28 protein-coding genes are annotated in these 25,717 nt (G+C 65.3%); 15 read left to right on the top strand and 13 right to left on the bottom strand.

Features of this window, described 5'->3' with window-relative positions:
* Position 1: 1 nt before the first annotated feature.
* Genes ccoP through ccoN form a run of 4 tightly spaced genes read right to left on the bottom strand, consistent with a single transcriptional unit; the run spans position 2 to position 3,539 of the window.
* Positions 2–916, bottom strand: a complete 915-nt coding sequence (gene ccoP, locus SR3_RS22030) for a cytochrome-c oxidase, cbb3-type subunit III (protein ID WP_245654052.1) — start codon at positions 914–916, stop codon at positions 2–4.
* On the bottom strand, positions 909–1,079 hold the full coding sequence (locus SR3_RS22035; protein ID WP_068090743.1) for a cbb3-type cytochrome oxidase subunit 3: 171 nt from the start codon (positions 1,077–1,079) through the stop codon (positions 909–911). Before SR3_RS22035 ends, ccoP begins: the two co-directional genes overlap by 8 nt.
* A complete protein-coding gene (ccoO, locus tag SR3_RS22040) occupies positions 1,076–1,852 on the bottom strand; it encodes a cytochrome-c oxidase, cbb3-type subunit II (RefSeq protein ID WP_068090744.1) in 777 nt (258 codons plus the stop codon). Before ccoO ends, SR3_RS22035 begins: the two co-directional genes overlap by 4 nt.
* Before the next feature lie 13 nt (positions 1,853–1,865).
* A complete protein-coding gene (gene ccoN / locus SR3_RS22045; protein WP_068090746.1) occupies positions 1,866–3,539 on the bottom strand; it encodes a cytochrome-c oxidase, cbb3-type subunit I in 1,674 nt (557 codons plus the stop codon).
* A gap of 242 nt (positions 3,540–3,781) precedes the next feature.
* Between ccoN and SR3_RS22050 the strand changes: the two genes are divergently transcribed.
* The gene (locus tag SR3_RS22050) at positions 3,782–4,477 is read left to right on the top strand and encodes an OmpW/AlkL family protein (RefSeq protein WP_068090747.1); all 696 of its coding nucleotides are present in this window, start codon (positions 3,782–3,784) and stop codon (positions 4,475–4,477) included.
* Positions 4,478–4,773: 296 nt separating this feature from the next.
* Here the strand turns inward: SR3_RS22050 and SR3_RS22055 are convergent, their stop codons facing one another.
* The 9 genes from SR3_RS22055 to SR3_RS22095 all read right to left on the bottom strand — a co-directional run bounded on the left by SR3_RS22055 (position 4,774) and on the right by SR3_RS22095 (position 12,638).
* Positions 4,774–5,472: a Crp/Fnr family transcriptional regulator gene (locus SR3_RS22055; protein WP_068090750.1), complete on the bottom strand. Its 699-nt coding sequence runs from the start codon at positions 5,470–5,472 to the stop codon at positions 4,774–4,776.
* 104 nt (positions 5,473–5,576) lie between these two features.
* Positions 5,577–6,350, bottom strand: a complete 774-nt coding sequence (locus tag SR3_RS22060; protein WP_084455821.1) for a sigma-70 family RNA polymerase sigma factor — start codon at positions 6,348–6,350, stop codon at positions 5,577–5,579.
* A complete protein-coding gene (locus tag SR3_RS22065; protein WP_068090752.1) occupies positions 6,347–8,488 on the bottom strand; it encodes a flagellar biosynthesis protein FlhA in 2,142 nt (713 codons plus the stop codon). The genes SR3_RS22060 and SR3_RS22065 overlap by 4 nt, the downstream gene beginning before the upstream one ends.
* 10 nt (positions 8,489–8,498) lie before the next feature.
* Positions 8,499–9,458, bottom strand: a complete 960-nt coding sequence (locus SR3_RS22070; RefSeq protein WP_245654053.1) for a lytic transglycosylase domain-containing protein — start codon at positions 9,456–9,458, stop codon at positions 8,499–8,501.
* 140 nt (positions 9,459–9,598) lie between these two features.
* Positions 9,599–10,000: a flagellar protein FlgN gene (locus SR3_RS32115; protein ID WP_174549180.1), complete on the bottom strand. Its 402-nt coding sequence runs from the start codon at positions 9,998–10,000 to the stop codon at positions 9,599–9,601.
* Positions 9,997–10,371: a flagellar biosynthesis anti-sigma factor FlgM gene (gene flgM / locus SR3_RS22080; RefSeq protein ID WP_068090754.1), complete on the bottom strand. Its 375-nt coding sequence runs from the start codon at positions 10,369–10,371 to the stop codon at positions 9,997–9,999. The genes SR3_RS32115 and flgM overlap by 4 nt, the downstream gene beginning before the upstream one ends.
* A gap of 166 nt (positions 10,372–10,537) precedes the next feature.
* On the bottom strand, positions 10,538–11,074 hold the full coding sequence (locus tag SR3_RS22085; protein ID WP_068090755.1) for a flagella basal body P-ring formation protein FlgA: 537 nt from the start codon (positions 11,072–11,074) through the stop codon (positions 10,538–10,540).
* A gap of 365 nt (positions 11,075–11,439) precedes the next feature.
* Complete coding sequence (locus SR3_RS22090; protein WP_068090757.1) at positions 11,440–11,901, bottom strand: hypothetical protein; 462 nt, start codon at positions 11,899–11,901, stop codon at positions 11,440–11,442.
* On the bottom strand, positions 11,898–12,638 hold the full coding sequence (locus tag SR3_RS22095; protein ID WP_068090758.1) for a MotA/TolQ/ExbB proton channel family protein: 741 nt from the start codon (positions 12,636–12,638) through the stop codon (positions 11,898–11,900). The genes SR3_RS22090 and SR3_RS22095 overlap by 4 nt, the downstream gene beginning before the upstream one ends.
* A gap of 271 nt (positions 12,639–12,909) precedes the next feature.
* On the opposite strand from SR3_RS22095, the gene flgB reads away from it, so the two are divergent.
* The 14 genes from flgB (at position 12,910) to SR3_RS22170 (ending at position 25,471) form a co-directional block, all read left to right on the top strand.
* A complete protein-coding gene (flgB, locus tag SR3_RS22105; protein WP_068090762.1) occupies positions 12,910–13,272 on the top strand; it encodes a flagellar basal body rod protein FlgB in 363 nt (120 codons plus the stop codon).
* A gap of 4 nt (positions 13,273–13,276) precedes the next feature.
* A complete protein-coding gene (gene flgC, locus SR3_RS22110) occupies positions 13,277–13,687 on the top strand; it encodes a flagellar basal body rod protein FlgC (RefSeq protein ID WP_068090764.1) in 411 nt (136 codons plus the stop codon).
* Positions 13,687–14,037 (top strand): flagellar hook assembly protein FlgD, encoded by a 351-nt coding sequence (locus SR3_RS22115; RefSeq protein ID WP_084455822.1) that lies wholly within the window; start codon positions 13,687–13,689, stop codon positions 14,035–14,037. The genes flgC and SR3_RS22115 overlap by 1 nt, the downstream gene beginning before the upstream one ends.
* A gap of 35 nt (positions 14,038–14,072) precedes the next feature.
* On the top strand, positions 14,073–14,885 hold the full coding sequence (locus SR3_RS22120; protein ID WP_068090766.1) for a flagellar hook-basal body protein: 813 nt from the start codon (positions 14,073–14,075) through the stop codon (positions 14,883–14,885).
* Positions 14,886–14,891: 6 nt separating this feature from the next.
* Positions 14,892–15,644 (top strand): flagellar basal body rod protein FlgF, encoded by a 753-nt coding sequence (locus SR3_RS22125; protein WP_068090768.1) that lies wholly within the window; start codon positions 14,892–14,894, stop codon positions 15,642–15,644.
* A 38-nt stretch (positions 15,645–15,682) separates the two neighbouring features.
* Entirely contained in the window at positions 15,683–16,471 is a 789-nt protein-coding gene (gene flgG / locus SR3_RS22130; protein ID WP_068090770.1) for a flagellar basal-body rod protein FlgG, read from the top strand.
* A 23-nt stretch (positions 16,472–16,494) separates the two neighbouring features.
* Complete coding sequence (locus SR3_RS22135; RefSeq protein ID WP_068090771.1) at positions 16,495–17,157, top strand: flagellar basal body L-ring protein FlgH; 663 nt, start codon at positions 16,495–16,497, stop codon at positions 17,155–17,157.
* Between the two features lie 143 nt (positions 17,158–17,300).
* A complete protein-coding gene (locus SR3_RS22140; RefSeq protein ID WP_068090804.1) occupies positions 17,301–18,380 on the top strand; it encodes a flagellar basal body P-ring protein FlgI in 1,080 nt (359 codons plus the stop codon).
* Positions 18,377–18,769, top strand: coding sequence for a rod-binding protein (locus SR3_RS22145; protein WP_068090772.1), 393 nt, complete (start codon positions 18,377–18,379; stop codon positions 18,767–18,769). Before SR3_RS22140 ends, SR3_RS22145 begins: the two co-directional genes overlap by 4 nt.
* A 4-nt stretch (positions 18,770–18,773) precedes the next feature.
* Positions 18,774–20,108 carry a flagellar hook-associated protein FlgK gene (gene flgK / locus SR3_RS22150; RefSeq protein ID WP_068090778.1) on the top strand — a complete coding sequence of 445 codons (1,335 nt, stop codon included), beginning with the start codon at positions 18,774–18,776 and terminating at the stop codon, positions 20,106–20,108.
* 16 nt (positions 20,109–20,124) lie between these two features.
* Positions 20,125–21,054: a flagellar hook-associated protein FlgL gene (gene flgL / locus SR3_RS22155; protein WP_068090780.1), complete on the top strand. Its 930-nt coding sequence runs from the start codon at positions 20,125–20,127 to the stop codon at positions 21,052–21,054.
* A gap of 75 nt (positions 21,055–21,129) precedes the next feature.
* Complete coding sequence (gene motA, locus SR3_RS22160; protein ID WP_068090782.1) at positions 21,130–21,993, top strand: flagellar motor stator protein MotA; 864 nt, start codon at positions 21,130–21,132, stop codon at positions 21,991–21,993.
* A gap of 13 nt (positions 21,994–22,006) precedes the next feature.
* On the top strand, positions 22,007–22,933 hold the full coding sequence (locus tag SR3_RS22165) for a flagellar motor protein MotB (protein WP_084455824.1): 927 nt from the start codon (positions 22,007–22,009) through the stop codon (positions 22,931–22,933).
* A 114-nt stretch (positions 22,934–23,047) separates the two neighbouring features.
* On the top strand, positions 23,048–25,471 hold the full coding sequence (locus SR3_RS22170) for an HAD family hydrolase (RefSeq protein WP_068090786.1): 2,424 nt from the start codon (positions 23,048–23,050) through the stop codon (positions 25,469–25,471).
* Positions 25,472–25,717: the final 246 nt, after the last annotated feature.

Genomic DNA, 25,717 nt, shown 5'->3' on the forward strand with positions numbered 1-25,717 from the left:
TTTACTTTGCCACCGGGGTGGGCGCGGCAAAGGCTTCGCCGCCGCCCAGCGAGTGGACATAGGCCGCCAGCATCTTGATCGTCACCGGATCGAGCCGCTGGCCCCATGCGGGCATCACCCCGGCATGGGCATTGGTGATCGAGCCCACGACCTGCTCATGGCTGCCGCCATAGAGCCAGATGCGGTCGGTGAGGTTGGGCGCGCCGAACTGGCGGCCTCCCTTGCCCTCCGGCCCGTGGCAGGCGACGCAGTTGGTGGCGAAGATCTCCGCACCGCGCCCGGCTGCTGCCCCCTTGGGTTCGAGGCCCGAAAGGCTGCGCACGAAGCTGGCCGCATCCTGCACCTGAGCGGGGGTCAGGATCTTGTCATGGCCGAAGCTGGGCATCAGGCTGGTGCGGGTCTGGTCGTCTCCCGGATAGCGGATGCCATGGGTGAGCGTCTGCTGGATGTCGGTCAGCGTGCCGCCCCACAGCCAGTCGTCATCGTTGAGGTTGGGATAGCCCACCGAGCCCGCCGCCCCCGCGCCATGGCATTGCACGCAGTTCACCTTGAAGGCCGCGCGGCCACCGGCCACCGCCTGACGCATCAGCTCCGGCTTGGAAGGCAGATCCTCGATGGGGGTTTTGGCCAGAGCCGCCAGCATGGGCGCGCGCTGGGCGGCTTCGGCCTTTTGCTCGGCGGCGTATTCGCCCCGGCTGGTCCAGCCGAAGGTGCCATGGGTGCCCTCATGCAGCAGCGGCACCGAGGGGTAGACCACCGCATAGCCCACCGCAAAGGCGATGCAGGCGTAGAAGGTGTAGAGCCACCAGCGCGGCAGGGGCGTGTTGAGTTCCTCGATCCCGTCCCACTCATGGCCCATGGTTTCGGTGTTGGTGGCTTCGTCGATGCGTTTCGAGTTGTGGGTTTCTTCAGGCATCGTCGTCATCCTTGAAGATCATGGTGGCGGCGGCCTCGCTGTTCTTCCGGCCGCCCGGCAGGAAGGGCCACGCGCAGAGCAGGAGGAACACGCCCATCATCAGCGCCAGCCCCCAGCCATCGGCGAAGTTGCGCAGCAGGGCGTAGAGTTCGGCACCACTCATCGGCCCTTCTCCTGCGCAAGATGTTCCTGGGCCGCCGCGCTCTCGACATCGACCATCGTGCCCAGCACCTGAAGATAGGCGACCAGCGCATCCATCTCGGTGATCGTGTCGGGCTTGCCGTCGAAATCGCGGGCCTGCGCCTTGGCGTAGCGCTTGGCCAGATCCGTGCCGTTGCCGGTGGCCTGCGCCTTCAGATCGGCATCGGCCTTGGCGATATCCTCATCGGTGTAGGGCACGCCCGCCAGCTTCAGCGCCTTCAACTCGCCCTGCATCGAGCCGCCCTCGCCCGCCTTCAGCGCGGTGTTCGAGAGGAAGGCGTAATTGGGCATGATCGATTCCGGCACCACGCTGCGCGGCGCAGTCAGATGCTGCACATGCCATGCATCGGAATATTTGCCGCCCACGCGGGCCAGATCGGGGCCAGTACGCTCGCTGCCCCATTGGAAGGGGTGATCATACATCGATTCCGCGGCGAGGCTGTAATGGCCATAGCGCTCGGTCTCGTCGCGGAAGGGGCGGATCATCTGGCTGTGGCAGAGATAGCAGCCCTCGCGGATGTAGATGTCGCGCCCGGCCTGTTCGAGCGGGGTGTAGGGGCGCACGCCCTTCACCTTTTCGATGGTGTTGTCGATGTAGAACAGCGGCACGATCTCGACCAGACCGCCGATGATCACCGCGATAAAGGCGCAGACGGCCAGAATGGTGACATTGCGCTCCAGCGTGCCGTGCCAGGCAAAAGGAACTTTGGGGGGTTGTTTGGTATCAGCAGACATTGGATGAGCCCCCTTATTCAGCAGGCACGGCGACGGGTTGGCCGATCAGGGGCCGGTCCTTGTCGCGGTTCTGGTCGATGTTGTGCAGCGGCTTTTCATCGCGCTGGTCGCCCACTGCGATGGTGCGCCAGATGTTGTAGGTCATGAAACAGGCGCCCGTGAGGTACAGCAGGCCCCCGAAGGCGCGCAGCACATACATCGGATGGATGGCGGCCACGGCATCGGCAAAGCTGTTCACCAGATAGCCATCGGCGCCATACTCACGCCACATCAGCCCCTGCGTGATGCCCGCCACCCACATGCTGGCGGCGTAGAACACGATGCCCAGCGTAGCGCACCAGAAGTGCCAGTTGACCATGCGCAGCGAATACATCGCGGGCCGGTTCCACAGGCGCGGCACCATGTAATAGAGCGCGCCGAAGGTGACCATGCCGTTCCAGCCCAGCGCACCGGAATGCACATGGCCGATGGTCCAGTTGGTGTAGTGGCTGAGCGAATTGACGGTCTTCACCGACATCATCGGCCCCTCAAAGGTGCTCATGCCGTAGAAGGCCAGGCTCATCACGAACATGCGCAGGATGGGGTCGGTGCGCAGACGGTCCCAGGCGCCGTTGAGCGTCATCAGACCGTTGATCATGCCGCCCCAGCTGGGCATCCACAGCATGATCGAGAACACCATGCCCAGCGTCTGCGCCCAGTCGGGCAGCGCCGTGTAGTGCAGGTGGTGTGGCCCGGCCCAGATGTAGAGGAAGATCAGCGCCCAGAAGTGGATGATCGAGAGGCGATAGGAATAAACCGGCCGCTGCGCCTGCTTGGGCACGAAGTAATACATCATGCCCAGGAAGCCGGCAGTCAGGAAGAAGCCCACGGCATTGTGGCCATACCACCACTGCACCATCGCCCCCTGCACGCCCGCGAAATAGCTGATCGAGCGCGCGCCCAGAAAGCTGACCGGAATGGCCAGATTGTTGATGAGATGCAGCATCGCCACGGTGATGATGAAGGAGAGGTAGAACCAGTTGGCCACATAGATATGCGGCTCGGTGCGCCTCACGATGGTGAAGGCGAAGACCAGCAGATAGGCGACCCACACCACCGTGAGCCACAGATCGACATACCATTCGGGCTCGGCATATTCCTTGCCCTGAGTGACGCCCAGCAGATAGCCGGTGGCGGCCAGCACGATAAACAGCTGATAACCCCAGAACACGAAACGGGCCAGACCCGGGAAGGCGAGCCTGGCCCGGCAGGTGCGCTGCACGACATAGAAGCTGGTGCCGATCAGCGCATTGCCTCCAAAAGCGAAGATCACCGCCGAGGTGTGCAGCGGGCGCATCCGCCCGAAGTTGAACCATGGCTCAAGGTTGAGATCGGGAAACGCCAGCTGCAGCGCGATGATCAGGCCGACAAGGAACCCGGCCATGCCCCAGAACACCGTGGCGATGGTGGCCCAGCGAATGACGTCATCGTCGTAAAGGCTGGTGTCGGCGGGCGGCAGGGCGCTCTGGCCGCGGGCCACGCGCGCATAGTCGGGGCGCATCACACCGTGCCACATGGCGATCAGCGCGGCGAGCGCGCAAATGCCCATGTGGATGGCGAAAGCGCTGTCCTGCGCCGCGACCATCGCGATGAAACAGAAGAGAAAAAGCACCAGCCAAAGACCGGCGCGCGAAACGAGTATGCCCATGAGCCTTCCCTCTCACGACGGAACGAAGGCTGGCCTATGGGCGCGGCGCGGTGAAACGACATTGATCGGCGTCAAACAGAGCAAGACAGCACAATCGGCAAATTTGCTTCAGGTCAAATGCGTGGTTGCGCCCCGTCAATGATGGGGGAGCGGCATGAGTGCAGAGCGGCCCCTGACGCCGCGCACCATCACCAAACACAGCTCCGCACAGGGCGGAGCAGCGCGGCGGTGAGGACGAAGATATGCGCCAACTGACCAAACCCGCCGCCCTTCTGGCCGCCGTCGCGCTGGCTGCCATGGCCGGAAGCGCCCAGGCCGACGATGCCGATCAGGGGCACTTTCAGGTCAAGGTGCTGGGCACCGCCGTGCTGGCCAGCGGCCATGTCACCAAGGTCAACAGCGATGCGGCAGGCCTCGTGGCGAGCGGCGCGGTGACAGGCACCAGGGCCAATGACAATGCCGTGCCCACCATCGCGCTGGAGTATTTCTTCACGAAAAACGTCTCGGTGGAAACGATCTGCTGCGTCACCGGCCATCATGTCACCATCGGCGCGGGCGCCGCGGCCGGCCAGGGCGCGATCGACGACGTAAAAATCATCCCGGCCACCTTTACCGCCAAATATCACCTGCCCTTGGGCCATGGCATCAAGCCCTACGCCGGTGTCGGCCCGGCGCTATTCATCATGCTATCCGATCAGCCCAGCGCCTTCGTTCAGGGTCTTGGCGTAACGCGCACCAAGATGTCGAGCGAGTTCGGCGTGGCGCTGCAGAGCGGTGTCGATATTGCGCTGGGCCATGGCTATGGCCTGAGTTTCGACGCCAAGAAGTATTTCGTCAGCACCAATGCCCATTTCTACGCTGGCGGCACCGAAGTACTGAGCACCCGTAACAGGCTCGATCCTTGGGTGGTGAGCGGCGGTATCAGCTATCGATTTTAAGAAAGGCAGAAGATGCGAGGGCCCTTAGCGAGCGCTTGTCGCGAGCGACAAGCTACGGCGCCCTCGCGCTCCCTTTAATGTCTAACTTGCGCTTCGGGTTCGGCAACAGAACAACGTCGCGGCGCCGCAGGCAATATTCCTCGGGCAGCGCTATCAGATTGAAGGCCTGCGGCGCCTTATGTGGTGCAGGTGGAGAGAGTGGGCGCACCATTTCGGAGCCACTGCCCTCTCGTCGGAAGACGAGATGGGAGCGCGAGGGTGTAACACCCTCGCATCTTCCTTTCTTCTCGGCTTCCTTACCCCGCCTCAGCGATCAAAGCATGGCGATTGGCGATCACCACCTCACGCCGACTGGGCAGATCGATCAGCCCCTCGGTCTTCAACCGCGTGAACTGCCGGCTGACGGTCTCGATGGTCAGCCCCAGCACATCGGCGATCTGCTGGCGCGAGAAGGGCAGATGGAAGCGTGCGACGATACCGTCCCCCTCGCCCTCGCAGGTCAAGGGCGCCAGACGGTCCGAAAGCTCGATCAGAAAACTGGCCACCTTCTCGCTGGCCGATTTGCGGCCCAGCAGCAGCATCCAGCGGCGCGTGCGGTCCAGCTCGCTCAGCGTGCGCTGCAGCAGCTTGTGCTCCAGATCGGGATGCTTGCGGGCGAAGCCGTCGAAGTCTACGCGGCTGAACACGCAGACCCGCGCATCGGTCAGCGCCGTCACGCCATGGTTGGTGGTGCCGCCGAAGGGCCGCCCGATAAAATCGCTGGGATAGACCACGCCCACGATCTGCTCGCGCCCGTCGTCCGTGCCGGTGGAGAGCTTGAGCACCCCCTCGATCACATTGGCGACGAGCACCGAATCCTCGCCCTCCCAGATCAGGCTTTCGCCGGCGGCAAGATTGCGCCGCCGCCCGATGCTGTTGAGCGCGCCGATCTCGGATTCGTCCAGAGCCGAACAGATCGCCCTGTTCCGCACGACGCAAGTATCACATGAAGACATGGCATTGTGACATAGCAGTTCCAGCCCGTGGCGACAATGGGACGCGCCGTGGTACTTAGGTCGCCCTTGGGGGTCGCGCCTCTCATCGCAACAGGCCGGAACAACTACATCACATCGGCAAGGCCACTCAGCGCGCTGCGCAGCTTGTCGATGGCCTGCGCCTTCAGCTGATGCACGCGCGGGATGGAGACACCCAGCACCTCGGCGATTTCGGCAAGGTTCAGCTCCTCGACGAAATAGAGCTGGATCACCATTTGCAGGCGCTCCGGCAATTCTCCGATGGCGCCGGCAACGCTCTGCCGCAATTCCTCATCCTGCAACAGGGTGAAGCTGTCTGGCTGATCGTCGGCAAAGGCCATGGAGCTGTCGGAATAGGTCTCGTCCAGCGCCTCGAAACGCAGCGGCTCGGACGACATGCGCAGCCCTTCCAGATCGGCCAAACTCATCCCCATTTCTTCTGCAAGTTCGCTGTCCTTGGGCTCGCGCCCCAGACGGTTGGTGAGCAGCGTGTGCTTCTCGCGCACCAGACGCCGCCGCTCTACCGCCCCGCGCGACAAAGGCACATGGCGGCGGATCAGATCGACCATCGCCCCCCTCACCCGCATCTTGGCGTAAGCGGCAAAGCCGTCCTCGCCCGGGCCATTGTGCTTCTGGGCGCATTCGGTGAGGGCGACGAGGCCCGCCTGCATCAGGTCTTCCACCTCGATCCCGTCGCGCCCGCCCTGCAGATGCCAGGCAAGGCGGCGGACCATCGGCATGAAGCGGCGCACGCGGTCGCCCGGATCGTTGCCATAGGCCGCGGCGATGCGACGCCCGCCAGGCCCTTTCAGCTGGATGGGATTGGCGGCGGAGAGGAAAGGTTTGTGGTCGTGGATCATGCAGCCATACTCTCGACAGGGCTGGATGGATAAGCGGCGCCCGGCTGATGGGTCAGTTGTGCCTGCTGCTGGGGCTGTTCGCCCACCACGCAGATCACCTCCACCGGCTGGGTTTCGGGCAGTTCGGTGATCGACATCACCACGCAGCCGGGCGCGCGCAGCCTGAGCAGCGCGGCCAGAGCCCGGCGCAGGCGCGGCTGGACGATCATCGCCACCGAGGAGGCCGAGGGGCCGCGCTGGGCGACCACACCGGCGACACGTTCGCCAATGGTGCGGGCCAGATCGGGCTCGATCAGCGGCTGGTTGGTGACCGGATCGATCAGCCCCTGCGAGATCATCGCCTCCAGCGAGGAATCCAGCGTCACCACCGGCAGGCGCTCGTTGGGCGGGCAGATGCTGCTGACGATCAGGCCGCCCAGATCGGCGCGGACCATATCGACGATGCGGTCGTGCTCCTGCGTGATCTGCACCGCCTGGGCGATGGACTGCAGGATGGGCAGCGGATGGGCGATGGAAATGCCGTCTTCCAGCAGGTTGCGCAGCAGGCGGGTCATCGCCGCCAGGCTGAGCGGCGTGGGATAGACGGTTTCCACCAGAGCCCCGGCGCGCAGCTTGAGCGCCTCGAGCAGGGTCTTGACCTCATCCGGACCCAGCAGGGCATGGGCGCGCTCGGCCATCATCTGGTTGAGATGGGTGGCGATCACCGTGCTGGCGTCGACGGTCAGATAGCCTTCGGCAATCGCCATGTCGCGCAGCGGCGGGTCGATCCAGTAGCCGGGGCAGCCGAAGGAGGGATCGCGCGTCTCGATGCCGCGCAGATGGGCCTGCGGATTGGCCTCGCCCGCATCGATGGCCAGCACCTTGTCGACCATCACCGTCGATCCGCCCAGCACCACGCCGCCCAGAATGATGCGATAGTCGCTGGGGCCCATATCGAGGCTGTCGCGCACGCGGAACTGGGGGACGATGAAGCCGAAGGTCTGCGACAGCTGCTTGCGCACGCCGGTGATGCGGCTGACGAGCGGCGCACCGCGCTTCTCGTCGACCAGCTGCACCAGGCCGTAACCCAGCTCGACCGTGACCAGCGTATGGTCGGAAACCTCGCCCAGCGTGATCTTGCCGGGATCGGCAGGCGGCACCACGGCGGGCATGGCGGCGATGGCCTTGGCCAGCTTGTCGCGCTTGTTGAGCTTGCGCCAGATGAAGAAGGCGATGGCGGCCGCGGGCAGGAACACGCGCTGCGGCATGGCCGGGATGAAGCCGATGGCGCCCAGAATGAGGGCCACAGGCAGCCAGATCTCGGGGCTGGCGAACTGGCCCCCGATCTGCCCTGCCAGATTGCGCGTATCGTTCACGCGGGTGACGATCACGGCGGCGGCGATGGAGAGCAGCAGCGCAGGCACCTGCGCCACCAGCGCGTCACCCACCGACAGCGAGATGTAGCGGCTGGCGGCTTCCGAAGCGGTGAGCCCGTGCGAGATCATGCCAAGGCAGAAACCGGCAATAACGTTCACGGCAAGGATCAGCAGGGCGGCAACGGCGTCGCCCTTCACGAATTTGGACGCACCATCCATCGAACCATAGAAATCGGCCTCGGTGGAGATTTCGCGGCGGCGGGCCTTGGCTTCCTCGGCGTTCATCAGGCCGGCGGCCATATCGGCGTCGATGGCCATCTGCTTGCCGGGCAGAGCGTCGAGGGTGAAACGCGCGGAGACTTCCGACACGCGGCCCGCGCCCTTGGTGATGACGACCAGATTGATGATCATCAGGATCAGGAAGACGAAGATGCCGACCGCGAAATTGCCGCCGATCAGGAATTCGCCAAAGGCCTCGATAACGTGCCCTGCCGCCGCGCCGCCCTCATGCCCATGCACCAGCACCACGCGGGTGGAAGCGACGTTGAGCGCAAGGCGGAGCAAGGTGGCGAACAGCAGCACCGAGGGGAAAGAGGAAAAGTCCAGCGGCTTGGCCGCGTTCATCGAAGCCATCAGCACCGCCACCGAAAGGGCGATGTTGAAGACGAAGAACACGTCGAGCATGAAGGCCGGGATCGGCACCACCATCAGCACGATGATGGTGAGGATGCCGGCGGGCAGCGCGAAGCTCTGCGGGCTGAAGGCGGTGAAGAGGCGGTTCATGACTGGATCCTCACAGGCCCATGGATTTCAGGCGGCCATAAGCGGCGCGCACGGCGGCAGGCGCGGCGCTGCCATCAGCCCCGCCACCAAAGACATTCTGCAGCGTATCGGCCATCGACAGCCGCGTGTTGCCGCCATCCCCCGCGCCAGAGCTACCGGCAGAGGAAGCGGCAAAATCGCCGTCACGAGCGGCAGCAAACTGCCGGGCCAGCGGGCCACCCATCGTTGCCGGATCGGGCAAAGGGGCAGGAACCGTGGCTTCCGCCCAGCTCACGCCGCCGCCATAGGCCCCATAGGCGGGGCTATAATTGGCCGTGGTCAGCGGATCGAAATTGCCGTCCTCGCTGTTCATGGCGCGGGTCATCTTGCCGCGCAGCAGGTCCATCACCTGGCCCAGGCTGCGGGGCATGCCGCCCGGCGCGAAAAAGATCGCCTGATTGCTGGCCGCCGCCTTGGGATTGATCGCCGCCGCGGTTTGCGTGGGATCGACAGCCATGGCGGAGAGGAATTTCCTGGCGCCATCGGCACCCAGAAAATGCGCCAGATACAATTCACTGGCGTCCGGCGTGCGGCCCAGCGCATTGGTCAGCGCCACCTGATTGTCACCGGCCAGACCCGCCGCCATCATCGCCGAGGCATTGGGATCGTCGCGCATCGCCATCATCTGCGCGCGCGCCATGGGATCGGACACCGCAGCACCCGACAGACCAAGCATGGCGCCATGTTTCTGCAGCGTATTCAACCAGGTCGCGTTGGTGAACTGATACAGTCCGCGCGCGCTGGAGGTCGCCGCCTGGGCGCGGGGATCGAGGCTCGATTCCAGCTTCGCCTGAGCGAGGAGATAGTTGAAGTCCACGCCGCTGGCCCCTGCCGCGCGGGCAATGGCCGCGCGCGAGGCATCACGCTGCGAGGACGGGTCCGTGGCGATGGCGGCGGCCCATTGGGCGCCTGTCAGATCTGGCTGGCTCAAGCCCTGCTCCCGAAACAAAGGGTTCCGAAAACATTTTAAGCAAGCTGCGTGCCAGTTTCTGAATTTTGCCGCCCGAACCTTGGCTCAAGGGCGGAAAAAAGCGGGGCCGCCGATGCGTCGCCCCGCCGTCTGGCCGAAAATCAGGCGCGCGCGCCGGTGTAAGTGTAGGCAGGCACGCCCTGGGGCCGCAAGGCCTGCCCCGTCTGTGCCTTGTAAAGAGCGGCGCCACCCGACAGCGCACTCAACCGAGCCGCGACATTGGCGGCGATCAGGTTGCGCAGCTGGCGGTTCACCTCGTTGAGGCGGCGCGCGGCATCGATCAGCCCCCGCGTTTCCTCGTCGATATGGCCATCATCCGCAGCTTCAAGTTCTTCGCACAGGACATATTTGTCATGAGCGCAGCCCATGATCGAATCCATGTCCATGCCGGTCAGCGCTTCCCGCTCATGCCGCAGCAGCTCGATCATGCGACGCAGAGTGTCGCCGCGCGAGACAGGGGCATTCGCCAGAAGAGCGCTGGAACCGGCAAACTGATGCTTCATGTGTTGATCCTCAGCAACATGCCCGCGGCGATCATGGCATCGCCGATCTTAGTCGGGACGAGGGGGTAGTTACCGGTCTCGATCGCCTTCTTGATGGTGGCGACGCGATCGGTATCGACGGGCGCCGCCCCGGCGCTCGCCTGTGTGGAGGTCACCACGGCAGCAGCGCTGGTGGCGCTGGCGCTCGAGGCGGCGGTGCTGGCCGACACTTGCGTGCTGGCAGCGACATTGACGCTCGCGGCATTGGCCGAAGCCGCCGCGCCGGCGTCCGTATTCAGCGACAGCCTGGACTCGGTCGCACCGACCTGCTGCACGCTTAAATCAACATTGTAGCCCGAACCGAGGCCGGGGCCGGATGCGATGCTCGACATGGTTCCGCTCCTTGCGTTTCCACTGTCAAGAACGGTGCCGCACCACGGCTTTTAAGGCAAACAACAAATTCGAGCGGCAGTTTTTGACAAGTCCCGGCAACCAACGGCAAATTCCTGCGGCAAGAAGCTGCCGCCCCTTGCCAGGCCCGCCTGCCGGGGCCCGAAATCACTCTTCGATCGGCACTTCGACCTCGCCGGGGCGCACGATCCGCGCGCGGATCGCCTCGGCGGCCTGCTGGCCCGGCTGGCGGTTCCCCACCCGCAAGGAACGCACGCGGATCCACTCGCCAACCGCTCCGGCATCCAGCGCCTCACCCGGCTGGGTGACGGCGAAGCCATCGCCGGCAACGGCAATGGTCACCGCCTCGCCACGCATGATGGCGGGGGTGGACGGGACCGCAGCGGCAGCCGCCGCCGCGCGCACCGGCACGAACAGGTGCCAGCTGCCCGGATCGGGGCATTCCACCACCAGCGAGTCATGGCGCGAGGTGCGCCACGAGAGCCCCAGCGGCGACCGGCAAGCGGCAAGCCGCAGCCGCCGGTCGACCGGCAAGGTCGCGCCGCCGGTGCCGCCAATGGGCACGCCGGTGAAAGCAGACACTTCGCGGTCAATCGCGGCAGGGTCGGTGTAGGCGCCTTGCGCCATGGCAGGCGTTGCGGCCAGCAAAGGCAGCGCAGCCATAAGGAGTTTGGACAGTCGCATCGTAAAAGGCCCTGACATGATATGGGACAGGATTATGGTCAGGGTTAAGCAATCTTCGTGCCATGTTTGAACGGAAGAACGTTTGAAGAGGACATGCGAGGGCCATAAGCGTGCGCTTGTCACACGCGACAAGCTTGGGGCGCCCTCGCGCTCCCGTTAATGTCTTCGTTGCGCTTCGGGTTCGGCCCGGGAGCAACATCGCCGCGTCGCAGGCAATAACGACGGCGCAACGCTTGGGATTTGAGGTGGTGCAGGTGGGCAGGCGGGGCACAAGGATCGGGAGCCCCCGCCCCATCGCCGGAAGACGTTATGGGAGCGCGAGGGGGTAACCCCCTCGCCTCTTTTCTTCCATCTTTCTGAAAACCTTACTGCTGCCCACCCAGATCATAGGCGAGCGAAGCCAGCACCTCGGACGGCGCCCCGGCAGCTTCAGGCTCCATGATGATCCGCGCCTTCTGCCCCATCGCCCCTGCCTCCTGCGTCAACCGGGCAATGTTGACGATCGCATGGGACTGGCCTTCGGGCGGATAGCGCAAGGTAATCGTCAGGCGCTGGCGGCTATCGGGCTGCTGGCTGGCGAGCCATGCATCGATGCCGGGCCCGCCGGGAGCCTCACGCCAGATCGCCAGCGGCTGGGCGCGGGTGGGATCGACCAGATCGGGCCCGGGCTTGGGAGACGGAGGGGGCGGCGGAGGCGGCGGCGGTGCGGCCTGCGCCTTGCCTGCGGGCACGGAGGGCTCGGCCATGGCGGCGGCGGTCACCATGAAGAGGATCAACGAGAGGTCGGCCAGCAGGGTCTGCCAGCCTATGCCGCCGCGAATGCTCACGGCTTGCCGCCCGGCTGGACCAGACGCGGCGCCGGGCCATCGGCGCGAGATCCGCGCGATGGGCTCTCGCGGGTTGGCGCGGGGGCGCCATGGCCGCCGGGGGTGGCTTCGGCGATCTCGGCTTCCAGCCAGTGGGCCAGCGCCTGGCGGGCCTTGTCTTCATGGATCATGCGGCGCTCGACAAGGCGGGCCAGCGGGGCCAGCACGAGATGCGCGAGGATCAGGCCATAGAGCGTGGCATGCACCGCCATGCCGATGGCGCCCATATAGGCGCTACGGTCCACGCCATTGGCGGGCAGGCGCGAGAGCGAGATCAGCGTGCCGCCCAGCCCGAAGACCGGCGCCAGCTCGGCGGAGAGGCCCAACGTGTTCACCGCCGCGATGGCCGGGGCGAGGCGCTTCTGGCGCGCCTGCTCCAGCAGGCCTTTCAAGCCCGAGGTGGAGCGCTGGGTGATCATGGTGGCGATGGCGCTGTCGAATTCGGGGTCACCGATGCGGCGCGGCTCGGCGCGCAGCAGGCCGTCGCGCTGCATGTCCTGAAGCGCGCGGGCGACGCGGCCGCGCATGGCCTCGGCATCGAAGGGACGCGAGAGGCCGAAGGTCTGCCCCAGCGCGCCGCCCAGCTGGGAAAGCATCGCGCACCAATCGGCCCAGCCCGCCCGCAGGAAGGTGGCCAGCACCGTCCCGCCCAGCACGATGGCCAGCGTGGAGGGGTCGATCATCGAGGAAAAATTCATGATCCGCGCGCAGTCCTGATTGCAATCGATGGGGATTCTAGAGGGCAAGATCGAGCCCGGCAACCACGAGAACGGGGATTTTCAAAGGGTTTTCAGCATCTGGCCGAACATTGCCGCCAACCGGCAAACACTTGCCGCCTTACCCGGCAGCAACGCCCGTGGCGCGGAAAAATTCCGATGCGCCACCGCTTTTCCCACAATTGGCACGCCCTTTGCTTTTCCATGAGGGACCGGCCCTGTGTGGCCTTCAGGAGCTTGAACGAGACCGCCGATGAGTGACGCCGCCAACAACACCAGCCTTTTTGGCATTCATGGCATGGCGCTCGAACTGCGTTCGCAGCGTATGGGCATGCTGACCTCCAACATCGCCAATGCCGCGACGCCCAATTACAAGGCGAAGGACATCGATTTCACCGCCGCGCTCAAATCCGAGATGGGCGGCGCCAACATCGATGCCGCCACCGCCAGGAACACGCAGTTCCGCGTGCCGGTGATGCCCAGCATGGATGGCAACACGGTGGATCTCAACACCGAGCAGGTGGCCTTTTCGCAGAATGCGATGGGTTATTCGACCTCGCTCTCTTTCATCAGCGGCCGGGTGAACACCATCACCCGCGCCATCAAGGGGGAGTAAGCCGATGCCCACCACCGGCAACCTCAACATCTTCGACGTCGCCGGGCGCGGCATGTCGGCGCAGATGGTGCGCATGAACACGGCGGCCTCCAACCTGGCCAACGCCGGGGCGGTCTCCACCAGCGAGGCCTCCACCTATCGCCCGCTGCGCGCGGTCTTCGCCCAGCAGCTCGATACGGCCAACGGCCTGTCCACCGTCAATGTGGCGGGTGTGGTGCGCACGGCGGCCACGCCGCTGAAGGAACACAACCCCAACCACCCGCTGGCGGATGCCAACGGCGACATTTTTACCGCCCCGGTCGATGAAAATGCCGAGATGGTCGAAATGCTCGATTCCTCGCGCCAGTATTCCAATCTGGTCGAGGCCCTGTCCACCGCCAAGCAATTGATGCTCGACACAGTGAGGATGAAATAATGACCACCGTTTCCTCGACAAATTCGACCACCTCGACGGGAACGTCGAGCACCAGCACCACGGCCTCGTCGAACACGACGCTGGGCCTCAACGATTTCATCAGCCTGCTGACCACGGAGCTGAACAATCAGGATCCGACCCAGCCGCAGGACAACACGCAGATGATCGCGCAGATGGCGCAGTTCTCGACGCTGTCGGCCACGACCTCGATGAACTCCACGCTGAGCGGCATCTCGGACAAGTTGGACAAGATCCTGGCCGCCCAACAGGCCGCCGCGACCACCGGCACCACCACGACGGCGACGGATTCGACCTCGACCGACAGCGCGTCCACCGGCGCCACCGCCTGATCGTTTAGACCCGTTTATCAGAAGGCAGCAAACCCATGTCCTATTACACTTCGCTTTCCGGCCTGAAGAACGCCCAGACCGAACTGAACGTCATTTCGAACAACCTTGCCAACGCTGAAACCGCCGGTTTCAAGAAGAGCAACGTGAACTTCTCCGACATCGTCGGCGGCAGCACCTACACCAATGCCAAGACCCAGGTGGGTCTGGGTTCGGTGACCCAGCAGATCGACCAGGATTTCTCGAACGGCAACCAGAACGCGACCGGTTCGGCACTCGATCTGATGATCAACGGCAACGGCTTCTTCACGGTGAACAACCCCGCCACCGGCCAGATGATGTACACCCGCAACGGCAACTTCCACACCGATGGCACGGGCAACATCATCGATTCCGACAACAACAATGTGCAGGTGATGGCCTATGACGCCACGACCGGCACCTATGCCGCCACCCCCAGCAATGCCGTTCTGCCCACCACCAATGCGGCGGGCGCCGGTTACAGCAACGTTCAGGTGCTGGCCGATGGCCAGGTCGTCGCCGGCTACAAGGATGGTTCCACCACCGTCATCGGCAAGATCGCCATTGCCAATTTCGTCTCGCCCACCGGCCTGCAGCAGATGGGCAGCCAGCGCTGGGAAGTGACCGGCCTGTCGGGCCCGGCCACCTACGGCGTGCCCCAGGCTGACAACAACGGCTCGATCCTGTCGGCCACGCTGGAAACCTCGAACGTCGACACCGCCACGGAAATGGTCGGGCTGATCACCGCCCAGCGCTATTTCCAGGCCAACGCCAAGGCGATCGACACGAACACCCAGATCTCCGACGCCGTCATCAACCTGCGCAGCTGATAAACCATGGACCGGCTGATCTACACCGCCATGTCGGGCATGACCGATTCGATGAACCGCCAGCGGGTCATCGCCTCGAACATGGCCAACGCCCAGACCGTCGGTTTTCGCGCCGATATGATCGCCTCCACGCCGGTGACCCTCAAGCAGGGCACGACGCTGGAAGCCCGCGCGATGACCGACGGCGAGGTGCGCAGCGCCGACATGTCGCCCGGCACGGTCAGCCAGACCGGCAACCCGCTCGACATCGCCGTGCAGGGCACGGATATGATCGCCGTGCAGGCCCAGGACGGGACCGAGGCCTACACCCGCCGCGGTGATCTCTCGGTCTCGCCCACCGGCGTGCTGACCAATGGCGACGGGCTGCCGGTGATGGGCAATGGCGGCCCGATCACCGTGCCGGTGGAGGCCAAGCTGAAGATCGGGCCGGATGGCACGATCCTGGCCGTGGACCCCACCAACCCCAATCTGCAGCCCAGCGTGGTGGACAAGATCAAGATCGCCAGCACGGCGGGCAGCCAGATCGCCAAGGGTCTGGACGGCCAGTTCCGCGTGGTGGGCGGCGGCACCCTGCCCGGCAACGACAATGCCCAGGTGAGCGTGGAATCGCTCGAAGGGTCCAACGTCAGCGCCAGCCAGGTGATGGTGGACATGCTTCAGGCCCAGCGCCTGTTCGACATCCGCACCAAGCTGCTCTCCACCGCCAAGGATATGGACCAGTCGGGCACCAGCCTGCTGCGCCAATCCGCCGGGTCTTAAGTTCAGCCGGTTCTCAAGGTTTATAGAAAGGTTCTGTCATGTCCGCTTCCGCACTTCAGGTCGCCCGCACCGGGCTCGATGCCCAGGACACGCGCATGCGCGTGATCTCGAACAATCTGGCCAACGTCAACACCACCGCCTTCAAGCGCGACCGCGCCAATTTCGCGACGCTGGCCTATCAGGACATGCGCATCGCGGGCCAGCAGAACACCTCGCAGAACAATTACGCCACCGGGCTCAACCTGGGCACCGGCGTGCAGATCCAGAGCACCTCGCGCGAGGAAAGCCAGGGCACGCTGGACACCACCGGCAACGCCTTCGATCTGGCGGTGCAGGGCGAGGGCTATTTCCAGGTGCTGCTGCCCACCGGCCAGTTCGCCTACACCCGCGCGGGCAATTTCTCGCTCTCGGCGCAGGGCGAAATCCAGACCTCGGACGGCTATCCGGTGCAGCCCGCCATCACCATCCCGCAGGGCTCCACCTCGGTGACGGTCGGTTCGGACGGCACGGTTTCGGCGGTTCCCTCCAGCGGCGGCAACGCCGTGCAGATCGGCCAGATCACCATGGCCACCTTCCCCAACGCGCAGGGCCTGCAGGCGATCGGCGGCAACATGCTGCAGGAAACCACCGCCAGCGGCACCGCGCAGATCGGCACGCCCGGCGTGCAGGGCGTGGGCACGATCAAGCAGGGCGCCCTGGAAACCTCCAACGTCAACATCGTGACCGAGCTGGTCGACATGATCGAGTGCCAGCGCGCCTATGAGATCAACTCCAAGATGATCTCCTCGGTCGACGACATGCTCAAGAACGCCAACCAGACCCTGTAAGCCTCAAGACTGTGAGACTGACAATGCGTGCCTCTTCCTTCCTCGGCCTCTCCATGGCGAGCATGCTGGCCCTGCTGCCCGCCGCCGCCATGGCCGGCAAGCCGCCCGCCGGCTTTTCCGCCACCACCCCGCCGCCGCCCGCGCCGCGCGTGGCCGACGGATCGATCTTCAACACCGCTGTGGGCTACAGCTCGCTGGTGACCGGAGCGCAGGCACGCGTGGTGGGCGATGCGGTGACGATCCTGCTGGTGGAGACCACCAGCTCGTCCAAGACCGCCAACACCAAGACCCAGCGTTCGGGCAGCGCCAGCATCACCCCGCCAACGCAGGGGCCTTTCGCCTTAAATCCCAATGCCCTTAATGCTTCGAGCGGTTCGTCGTTCAATGGTCAGGGCAACACCGCCCTGACAAGCACCTTCACCGGAACGATCGCCGTGACGATCGCCGAGGTGAGATCGAACGGCACCGCACTGGTGCGTGGAGAAAAGCGCATGTTGCTGAGCCAGGGTCAGGAGTGGATCCAGTTTTCTGGAATTCTGCGCCTGAACGACATCAGCATGGACAACACCGTGCCCTCGAGCCGGGTGGCCGATGCCCATATCGAATATGCGGGCAACGGCGCCATCACGCGCAGCGCGCGCGAGGGCTGGCTTTCGCATTTCTTCAACATCATCAGCCCGTTCTGATGGAGACTTGTCCCATGCCCGCCGCTTTCCCGCCCAGTCCTGACACCAAGCGACCCATGGCCGCCCGCGTGTTCAACGCGCTGCCTGCTGGCCGCGTGTTCAACGCGCTGTCTGCTGGCCGCGTGTTCCACGCGCTGCGCACCATGCTGCTCGCACTTGCCGTGCTGGCCGTTCCCTCCCTCGCTCATGCCGAGCGCATCCGCGATCTGGGCACCTTTCAGGGCGTGCGATCCAACCAGTTGACCGGCTATGGCGTCGTGGTCGGGCTCAACGGCTCGGGCGACGACAATCTGGAATATGTCACCTATGCGATGAAGGGCGTCTCGGGCCGCATGGGCCTGAACCTGCCCATCAACATCTCGCCCAACCTCAAGAACACCGCGGCGGTGATGATCACCGCCGATCTGCCCGCCTTCACCAAGCCGGGCCAGCGCATCGACATCACCGTCTCGGCGATCGGCAAGGCCACGAGCCTGCGCGGCGGTTCGCTGGTGCTGGCGCCGATGTATGGCGCCGACGGCAAGATCTATGCGATGGCGCAGGGCAACCTGGCCGTCGGCGGTCTGGGCGTGACGGCCAAGGACGGCTCGCAGCTGTCGGTCAACGTGCCCACCGTGGGCCGCGTGGCCGAAGGGGCCACCGTTGAACGCGCGGTCGAGACCGGTTTCGAAACCTCCGACGTGCTGCGCTGGAACCTGTTCACCGCAGACTTCCTGACCGCCCAGCGCGTGCGCGATGCCATCAACCGCCACTGGCCGGGCATGGCCGCCGCCGACGATGCGGTCAGCGTCTCGCTGCACCTGCCGCCGGGCGCCGACACGCGCTCGGGCATCATGGCCGCGATCGAGATGCTGGATGTGACCCCCGCCGAGGCGCCCGCCAAGGTGATCGTCAACAGCCGCACCGGCACGGTGGTGATCAACAGCGCGGTGCGCCTTTCGCCCGCCGCCGTCTCCCACGGCAAGCTGGTGGTGCGCATCGATGAAAAACGCAATGTCTCGCAGCCCGGGCCTTTCTCGAACGGCCGCACGGTGGTGACCCCCAACAGCCAGATCAGCGCCAGCGAGGAAACCGCCCATATCGCGCTGCTGCCCAAGGGCGCCTCGCTCTCGCGCATCGTCGACGCGCTCAACCTGCTGGGGGTGACCCCCTCGGATCTGGTGGCCATCCTCGAAGCGCTGAAACAGGCCGGTTCGCTCAAGGCGGAGATGGTGGTGATATGAGCGATATCTCCGCCAGCGCGGCCACTGCGGCTTCCTCGGCTCTGGGCGGCGCCTCGCCCGGCGTCGGCGGCATCACCGATGCCAAGAAGCTGCATGAGGTGTCGCAGCAGTTCGAGGCGATCTTCGTGCGGCAGATGCTGGCGGAATCGCGCAAGACCAATCTGGGCGACGAGCTGTTCGGCGGCCAGGGCACCGACACCTTTCGCGAAATGCAAGAACAGACCATCGCCGCCTCCACCACCAAGGCGGGCGGGCTGGGCTTTGCCAAGCTGATCGAGAAGAAGCTGGCCAGCCAGCTGCATATCGGCGGCACCACCGCCACCGCTTCCAGCGCGACCACCGGCGCCGCCTATGGCAGCACGCCAATCGCCATCGGAAAGAAGGACTGACGCCATGGCCTCCGACATGCTGAACATTGCCGCCAGCGGCACCCGCGCCGCACAGGCCGCGTTGAACGTCACCTCGCAGAACATCGCCAACGTCAACACCGACGGCTATGTGCGGCGTTCGGTCACGCAGGCCGATGTGGCGTCCTTCAACACGATGGGCGGCGGTTCCGGTCTGGTCACGCTGGGCGGCGTGCGCGTCACCGGCACGGTGCGCGATGTCGATGCCTATCAGCAGAGCGAGGTGCGGCGCACCGGCTCGGATGCGGCCCGCGCCGACACGCTGGTCACCGGCCTCACCAATGTGAACAATGCGGTGGACAATTCGGGCCTGTATGACTCGATCACCGCCTATCAGACCGCGCTCTCCAAGCTGGCCGCCAGCCCCACCGACAGCGCGCTGCGCGCCAATGCGCTGGAAGCCGGGCGCACCATGGCGCAGAGCTTCAATCAGGCCAGCAGCGCGCTGACCGCCACCAAGACAGGTCTGGTGCAGGGCGCCACCGCCGGGGTGACGCAGGTCAATACGCTGGCCACCAATCTGGCCACGCTGAACCAGAAGATCGCCAGCACGCCCGATCCCAGCGCCCAGGCCGACCTGCTCGACCAGCGCGACACGATGCTCCAGCAGCTCAGCCAGTATGGCGATGTCACCACCACCATCGCCAGCAACGGCACGGTGCAGGTGCAGATGGGCGGCACCAGCGGCCCGGTGCTGGTCTCCGGCAGCACCGCCAACACGCTGGCGATGAGCCAGGATTCGACCGGCGCCATCAGCTACACCGTCGGCGGTTCGGCGCTCTCGCTCTCGGGCGGCTCGCTGGCCGGGCAGCAGCAGGCGATGACCGCCGCGATCAGCGCCGGCTCCTCGCTGGACACCATCGCCAACAGCATGATGTCCACCGTCAACAGCGCGCAGACCAATGGCGCGGCGCTGGATGGTTCGGCGGGTCAGGCGATGTTCTCGGGCTCGGGCGCGGCGGGGATCACGCTGGCGCTCACCTCGGGCAGCCAGATCGCCACGGCGCCTTCGGGCTCGGCGGCGAACAGCAGCGACGCCAGCAACCTCAATGCGCTGATCTCCTCGCTCAAGTCGACGGACATCGCGGGGCAGACCAACAATCTGATCCTGACGACCTCGACGGCGGTGTCGAGCAACACCACCACCCGCGATGCGCTCGATGCGATCTACAGCAATGCGCAGAGCACCATGTCGGCCCAGTCGGGCGTCAGCCTGGATGAGGAAGCGGCCAATCTGGTGCGCTATCAACAGGCCTATCAGGCTTCGGGCAAGGTGATCCAGGTCGCCCAGACCCTTTTCAACCAACTCCTGCAGATCTGAGCGTGAGGACGATCCCATGACCGCCATCAGCACCAGCGCCTTCTACAACCTGTCCGTTTCCAACATGGACAAGATCCAGCAGGCGACCCAGAACCTGAGCCAGCAGCTGTCCACCGGCAACCGGCTGACCCATTCCTACGACGATCCTGTCGCCGCCGCGCAGATGCGCACGATGCAGGCCGCCGACTCGCTGTCCACCGCGGACACCGCCAATGCCAACTCGGCCAAGGCCAGCCTGACGCTGACCGACAGCACGCTGAGCCAGTTCACCGACATCATCAGCAAGATCCAGACGCTGGCCACGCAGGCGGCATCGGACACCACCAATGCCAGCGACAAGGCCAACATCGGCACCCAGGTCAGCGCCTATTACCAGCAGCTGGTCGATCTTTCGAACACCAAGGACAGCTACGGCAACTATGTGTTCTCGGGCACTTCGGGCAACACCCAGGCCTACACGCAGGATGCCAGCGGCAACGCCTCCTACACCGGCGGCAGCAGCGCCAGCGCCATCTCGCTGGGCGGCAGCCTCTCGGTGATCCCTTCGGTGACCGGCCCCGAGGTGATGAACTTCACCACCAGCGGCGGCGTGAGCGGCAATCTGCTGACCAGCGTGAAGACCCTGGCCGACCAGCTGCAGGCCGGCACCGCCACCTCGGCGACGATGAACGCCAGCGGCGGCGCCTTCGATCAGCTGAACGCCGCGCTCAATCAGGTCAGCACCACCCAGACGGTGGTGGGCGCCCGCTCGGCGTGGATCACCACGGCGACCACGGTGCAGACCACCGCCCAGACGGCGCGCACCAGCACCGAGGCTACGGTCGGCGGCACGGATTACACCACCGCCACCGCCCAGCTCTCGCAGCAGATGCTGGCGCTCAGCGCCAGCCAGGCCAGTTTCGCCAAGCTTTCCAGCATGAGCCTGTTCACCTACATCGGTAATTGATACCTACCCCTGTGCCCGGCCCATGCGGGGGGCGGGCACAGGGCGCATCTGACGTTTCTTCCAGGGGGTTGCTTAATGTTTCCGATCATCGGCCTTGTCGTCCTGTTTGGTGCCGTGTTTGGCGTGTTCGCCATGACCGGCGGCGCGCTGGGCCCGGTCTTCGAGGCCATTCCGCACGAAGTGGCGACCATTGGCGGCGCGGGCATCGCGGCGCTGGTCATCGGCAATGACATGCATGGATTGAAAGCGCTGGGCGGTGGCTTCGGCAAGGTCTTCAAGGGGCCCAAGCACAACAAGCAGGACCATATCGACGTTATCGCACTGACCACCAAGCTAATGAAGCTGCTGCGCACCGAAGGCCCGGTCGCCATGGAAAGCCATGTGGCGGCGCCCAAGGATTCGCCGATCTTCGCGGAATATCCGCGCCTGCTGGCCAATCACGAGCTGACCGACCTGATCTGCGACACGCTGACGCTGATCGTCGTGTCCTCGGGCACGCTGGAGGTTCATGCGGTGGAAGATGTGATGGACAATGCCATCAAGACCCACCTCACCGCGCTCGACCACCCGCAGCACGCCATTCAGGGCCTGGCCGATGCGCTTCCGGCTCTCGGCATCGTGGCCGCCGTGCTGGGCGTTGTGAAAACCATGGGCTCGATCGACAAGCCGCCCAGCGTGCTGGGCGCGATGATCGGCTCGGCGCTGGTGGGCACGTTCATGGGCGTGATGCTGGCCTATGGCATCGTCGCCCCGATGGCTGGTCGCCTCAAGCAGGTGAACGAGGCCGACGAGCAGATTTTCCACGCCGTCAAGCAGGTGATCATCGCCTCGCTGCATGGCTGGCCCCAGCCGCTGGTGGTCGAGAGCGCGCGTTCGGGCCTGTCCCACGATTTCCGCCCCGGCCTTTCCGAGCTGCTCGACGCGCTGCGTGGCCGCTAAGGGGAGCTGATCCATGGCTCCCCCAAAAAAGGGCAACAAGCAGGACATCCCTGCCCCGATCATCGTCAAGAAGGTCACCATCGTCGCCGCCGGTCACCATGGCGGCGCCTGGAAGGTGGCCTATGCCGACTTCGTGACCGCGATGATGGCCTTCTTCCTGCTGATGTGGCTGCTGGGCGCCACCACCGAAAAGCAGCGCAAGGGCATTGCCGACTATTTCACCCCCACCATGCTGAAGATCCGGCAAGGCGGCGCGGGATCGAACGGGCTGCTGGGCGGCTCCTCGATGGTCGATGCCGACAAGATGCCGCATCGCGCGGGCCAGACCGGCCGCCGCCCGATGACCATCCCGCGCGATGCCACCGGCGGCATGAAGGAAGGCGCCAATGTCGTCCAGAAGGCCAGCCAGGTGCAGCAGCGTCTGCAGCAGCAGCTCAACGCCAGCGAGAAGCTGAAGAAGCTCTCGCGCGTGCTGAAGGTGACGGTGACGCCCGACGGCATCCGCATCGATCTGATGGATGACGCCGATTTCTCGATGTTCCAGCTGGGCACCACTGTGCTGACCCCCGATGCGGTGGAGCTGCTGGCGGCGATTTCCCATGTCCTCAAGACCGAGACCGGCGATCTGACCATCCGCGGCCATACCGATGCGCTGCAATGGCGGACCAACGGTCTGGTCAACAACTGGTCGCTCTCGGCGGGCCGCGCCGAATCCACCCGCCAGCAGATGATGCGCGACGGGCTGGGCGAAGACCGCTTCCGCCGCATCGAGGGCGTGGCCGACCGCGAACCGCTGATCGCCGAAAACCCTTCGGACGCCCGCAACCGCCGCATGTCGCTGCTGCTGGCCAATGATGTGACGCCGCCTGTCGACCATGGGCCTGCAAAGCCCGAGGAAAAGGCTGCTCCGGCCTCTCACGAGGGCAAGCCGGGCCACTGACAGGCGTTTCTACCTATGAATGGGTGAAGCGGTGCTTCACCTTGTTTGCTTACCTCTTGGCAAGCTAAAGACCAGCCATCCCGGCGGGGTCTTGTCAGCGTGCCGAGAGCCAGCATGAACGCGCCGATCACCCCTTCCGCCTTCGCCGAAACCGCTGCGCCGCGCGTGGATCTGCTGCCGCATGAGCTGCCGCAGGCCATCGACTGGTTCCCGCAGGCCAGGGTGCTCAGCCTCGACTGTTTCGACACGCTGATCTGGCGCGACACCCATGCGCCGGTCGATGTGTTCACCACTTTGCCCGACATCACGCCCATGCAGCGCCGTCAGGCCGAAATGACGGCGCGCAAGGTCGCGGGCTTTGCGCATAATCGCAATGAAGTCACGATCGGCGAGATCTACGCCCAGCTGATGCCCCGCGCCGCGCAGGCGCAGCGCGATGCCGCCATCGCCGCCGAGCTTGAGGCCGAGGCGCAGGCCTGCTTCGCCTTCGCCCCCACGGTGGAGCTGATGCGCCGCGCCAAGGCGCGCGGGCTGCAGGTCATCATCGTGTCCGACACCTATCTCGACGCTGCCCAGCTGCGTGAGCTGATCGAGCGCGCCGCCGGGGCGGATGTCGCCGGGCTGATCGACCGCATCTTCGTCTCCAGCGCCTATGGCCAGCCCAAGGCGCTTGGCCTTTACGCGCAGGTGCTGCGCAAGCTCTCAGCCAAGCCGCATGAGATCCTGCACATCGGCGACAATCACGGCGCCGATGTGGTGGGGGTGAGCGCGCATGGCGTCTCGACCCTGCACCTCAAGCAATTCACCCCCGCGCTGGAGCAGCAATTGCGGCTGGAAGCGGGGATCGGCGCCATGATCCATCCGGTCAGCAAGGCCGTCACCGCCGCCCAGCCTCACCGCGCCGCGCTGGCCGCCGCCCTGCCCTTGCAGCAGGATGCCGCCACGCGTCTCGGCATGGCGGTGATGGGCCCGATCCTGACAGGCTTCGACATCTGGCTGCGCCATGAGGCCGAAGCGCTGTCCGCAAAGCATGGCGGGCGCGTCCATTACCTGTTCCTGATGCGCGACGGCTGGCTGCCGATGCGCGTGCATGCCGCGCGCGGTGACGCCGCGACCGCCGGCTTCACCACCCATCCCATCGAGATCAGCCGCTTCACCGCCACCGCCTCCAGCTTCACCGATGAGCGCGATGTGGCCCGCTATGCCGATGAAAATGCCGGCACCGAGGCTGGCCCGATGGCCCGCCAGCTGCTGCTCTCCGCACAGGACATCGCGAAGATCTGCGACAAGCCGACGCCGGAGAATGCCTGCTACGCCCTGCTGCAGGAGATGCGCAAGACGCCGCGCAAGCGCGCCACCGTCGCCGCCTCGCGCGCTTTCGCCAAAAGGCTGGTCGCCCATGTGCGCGCCGTGGCCGATCCCGCGCCGGGCGACACGCTGATGCTGGTCGATCTGGGCTACAATGGCACGGTGCAGAACCGTATCGACACGGTGCTGGCGCAGGCGCTCAACGTCCATGTCGCGGGGCGCTACCTGCTGCTGCGCGAGGCCGACAAGCCCGGTCTCGACAAGCGCGGCTTCCTCGATATCGGCCATTACGACGATTTCGCGCTCAATGCGCTGACCGCCAATGTCGCGGTGTTGGAACAGCTCTGCACCACCGGCATGGGATCGGTGATCGATTATAGCGAGAGCGGCGATCCCATCCGCCGCGCCAATGCCATCGCGCCGGAACAGGCCGCGATCCGCCATGCCGTGCAGGAGGGCACCATCGCCTTTGCCCATGCCCTGCAGGATGTGACGGTGCGGGGGGATCATGGCCGCGATCCGGTCGATCTGTGGCGTCAGGCGGTCACCTCGGTGATGGCGCGGCTGATGTTCATGCCGCTCGGCCATGAGCTGGCGGTGATCGAGCGCTTCGAGCATGACGTCAATCTGGGCACCGACGAACATCGCGCCCTTTTCGACCTCTCCGTGGCGCGCACCGGGCTGCGCCAGCAGGGCCTGTTCTATCTCAACAGCAGCGATCGCATGTACCTGCCCGCCGAACTGAAGGGCCAGGGCCTGGCCCCGCGGCTCACGGTGCTGGCAATGCGGCGTTTCGGCCTGCCCTTCACCTTTGCCGATTTCACCGACAAGACCGTCGAACTGCCGGTGATCTTCGCCGACAGCCAGAGCGGCGGCGTCTTCGAACAGACCATCGCCGCCAGCGCCACGCATGACGGTTTCTATGTCGCGGCCATCCCCATGGGCGAGGCGCGCTATGGCGTGGCCCTGCGGCTGGGCGCGAAGTTCGAATGGGTGGAGATCGACAGCATCAGGATCATGCCCCAGGCCGATTTCCTGAGCGAAGGTGCGCCCTCGACCGAGCAGCATATCACCCCCGAACCGCTGCTGGAGGGCGTCGAGCGCATCACGCCGCGCCTGCTGCGCTGCCATAATGAGGCCGGTTTCCTGATGGTGAACCCGCCCCAGCAGGTGGCCCGGCGCGAGCCGCTGATCCTGACGGTGGCCTTCCGCCCGCTTACAGACGACTGAACGGGCCCATAGCCCCTCTCAAGCGCCCGGCAGCCTTGCGCCTGCCGGGCGTTTCAGCACGCCTGCCAGCCACGCGAGAGCGAACCGAACGCCCTGCCCCACAACCGCCAAGACCCGGCTCCCGCTGAGGGGAACCGGGTCTTGGGTTGTGGGCGCGGCCATCGGGCACGATGGCCGCACAAGGCATGGCCGGGACGAAGAGCGGGAACGCCCCCCCGGCCCGACCAAACTCTTACTTCAGAAGCG

Source organism: Novosphingobium rosa NBRC 15208 (assembly GCF_001598555.1).
Lineage (GTDB): Bacteria > Pseudomonadota > Alphaproteobacteria > Sphingomonadales > Sphingomonadaceae > Novosphingobium > Novosphingobium rosa.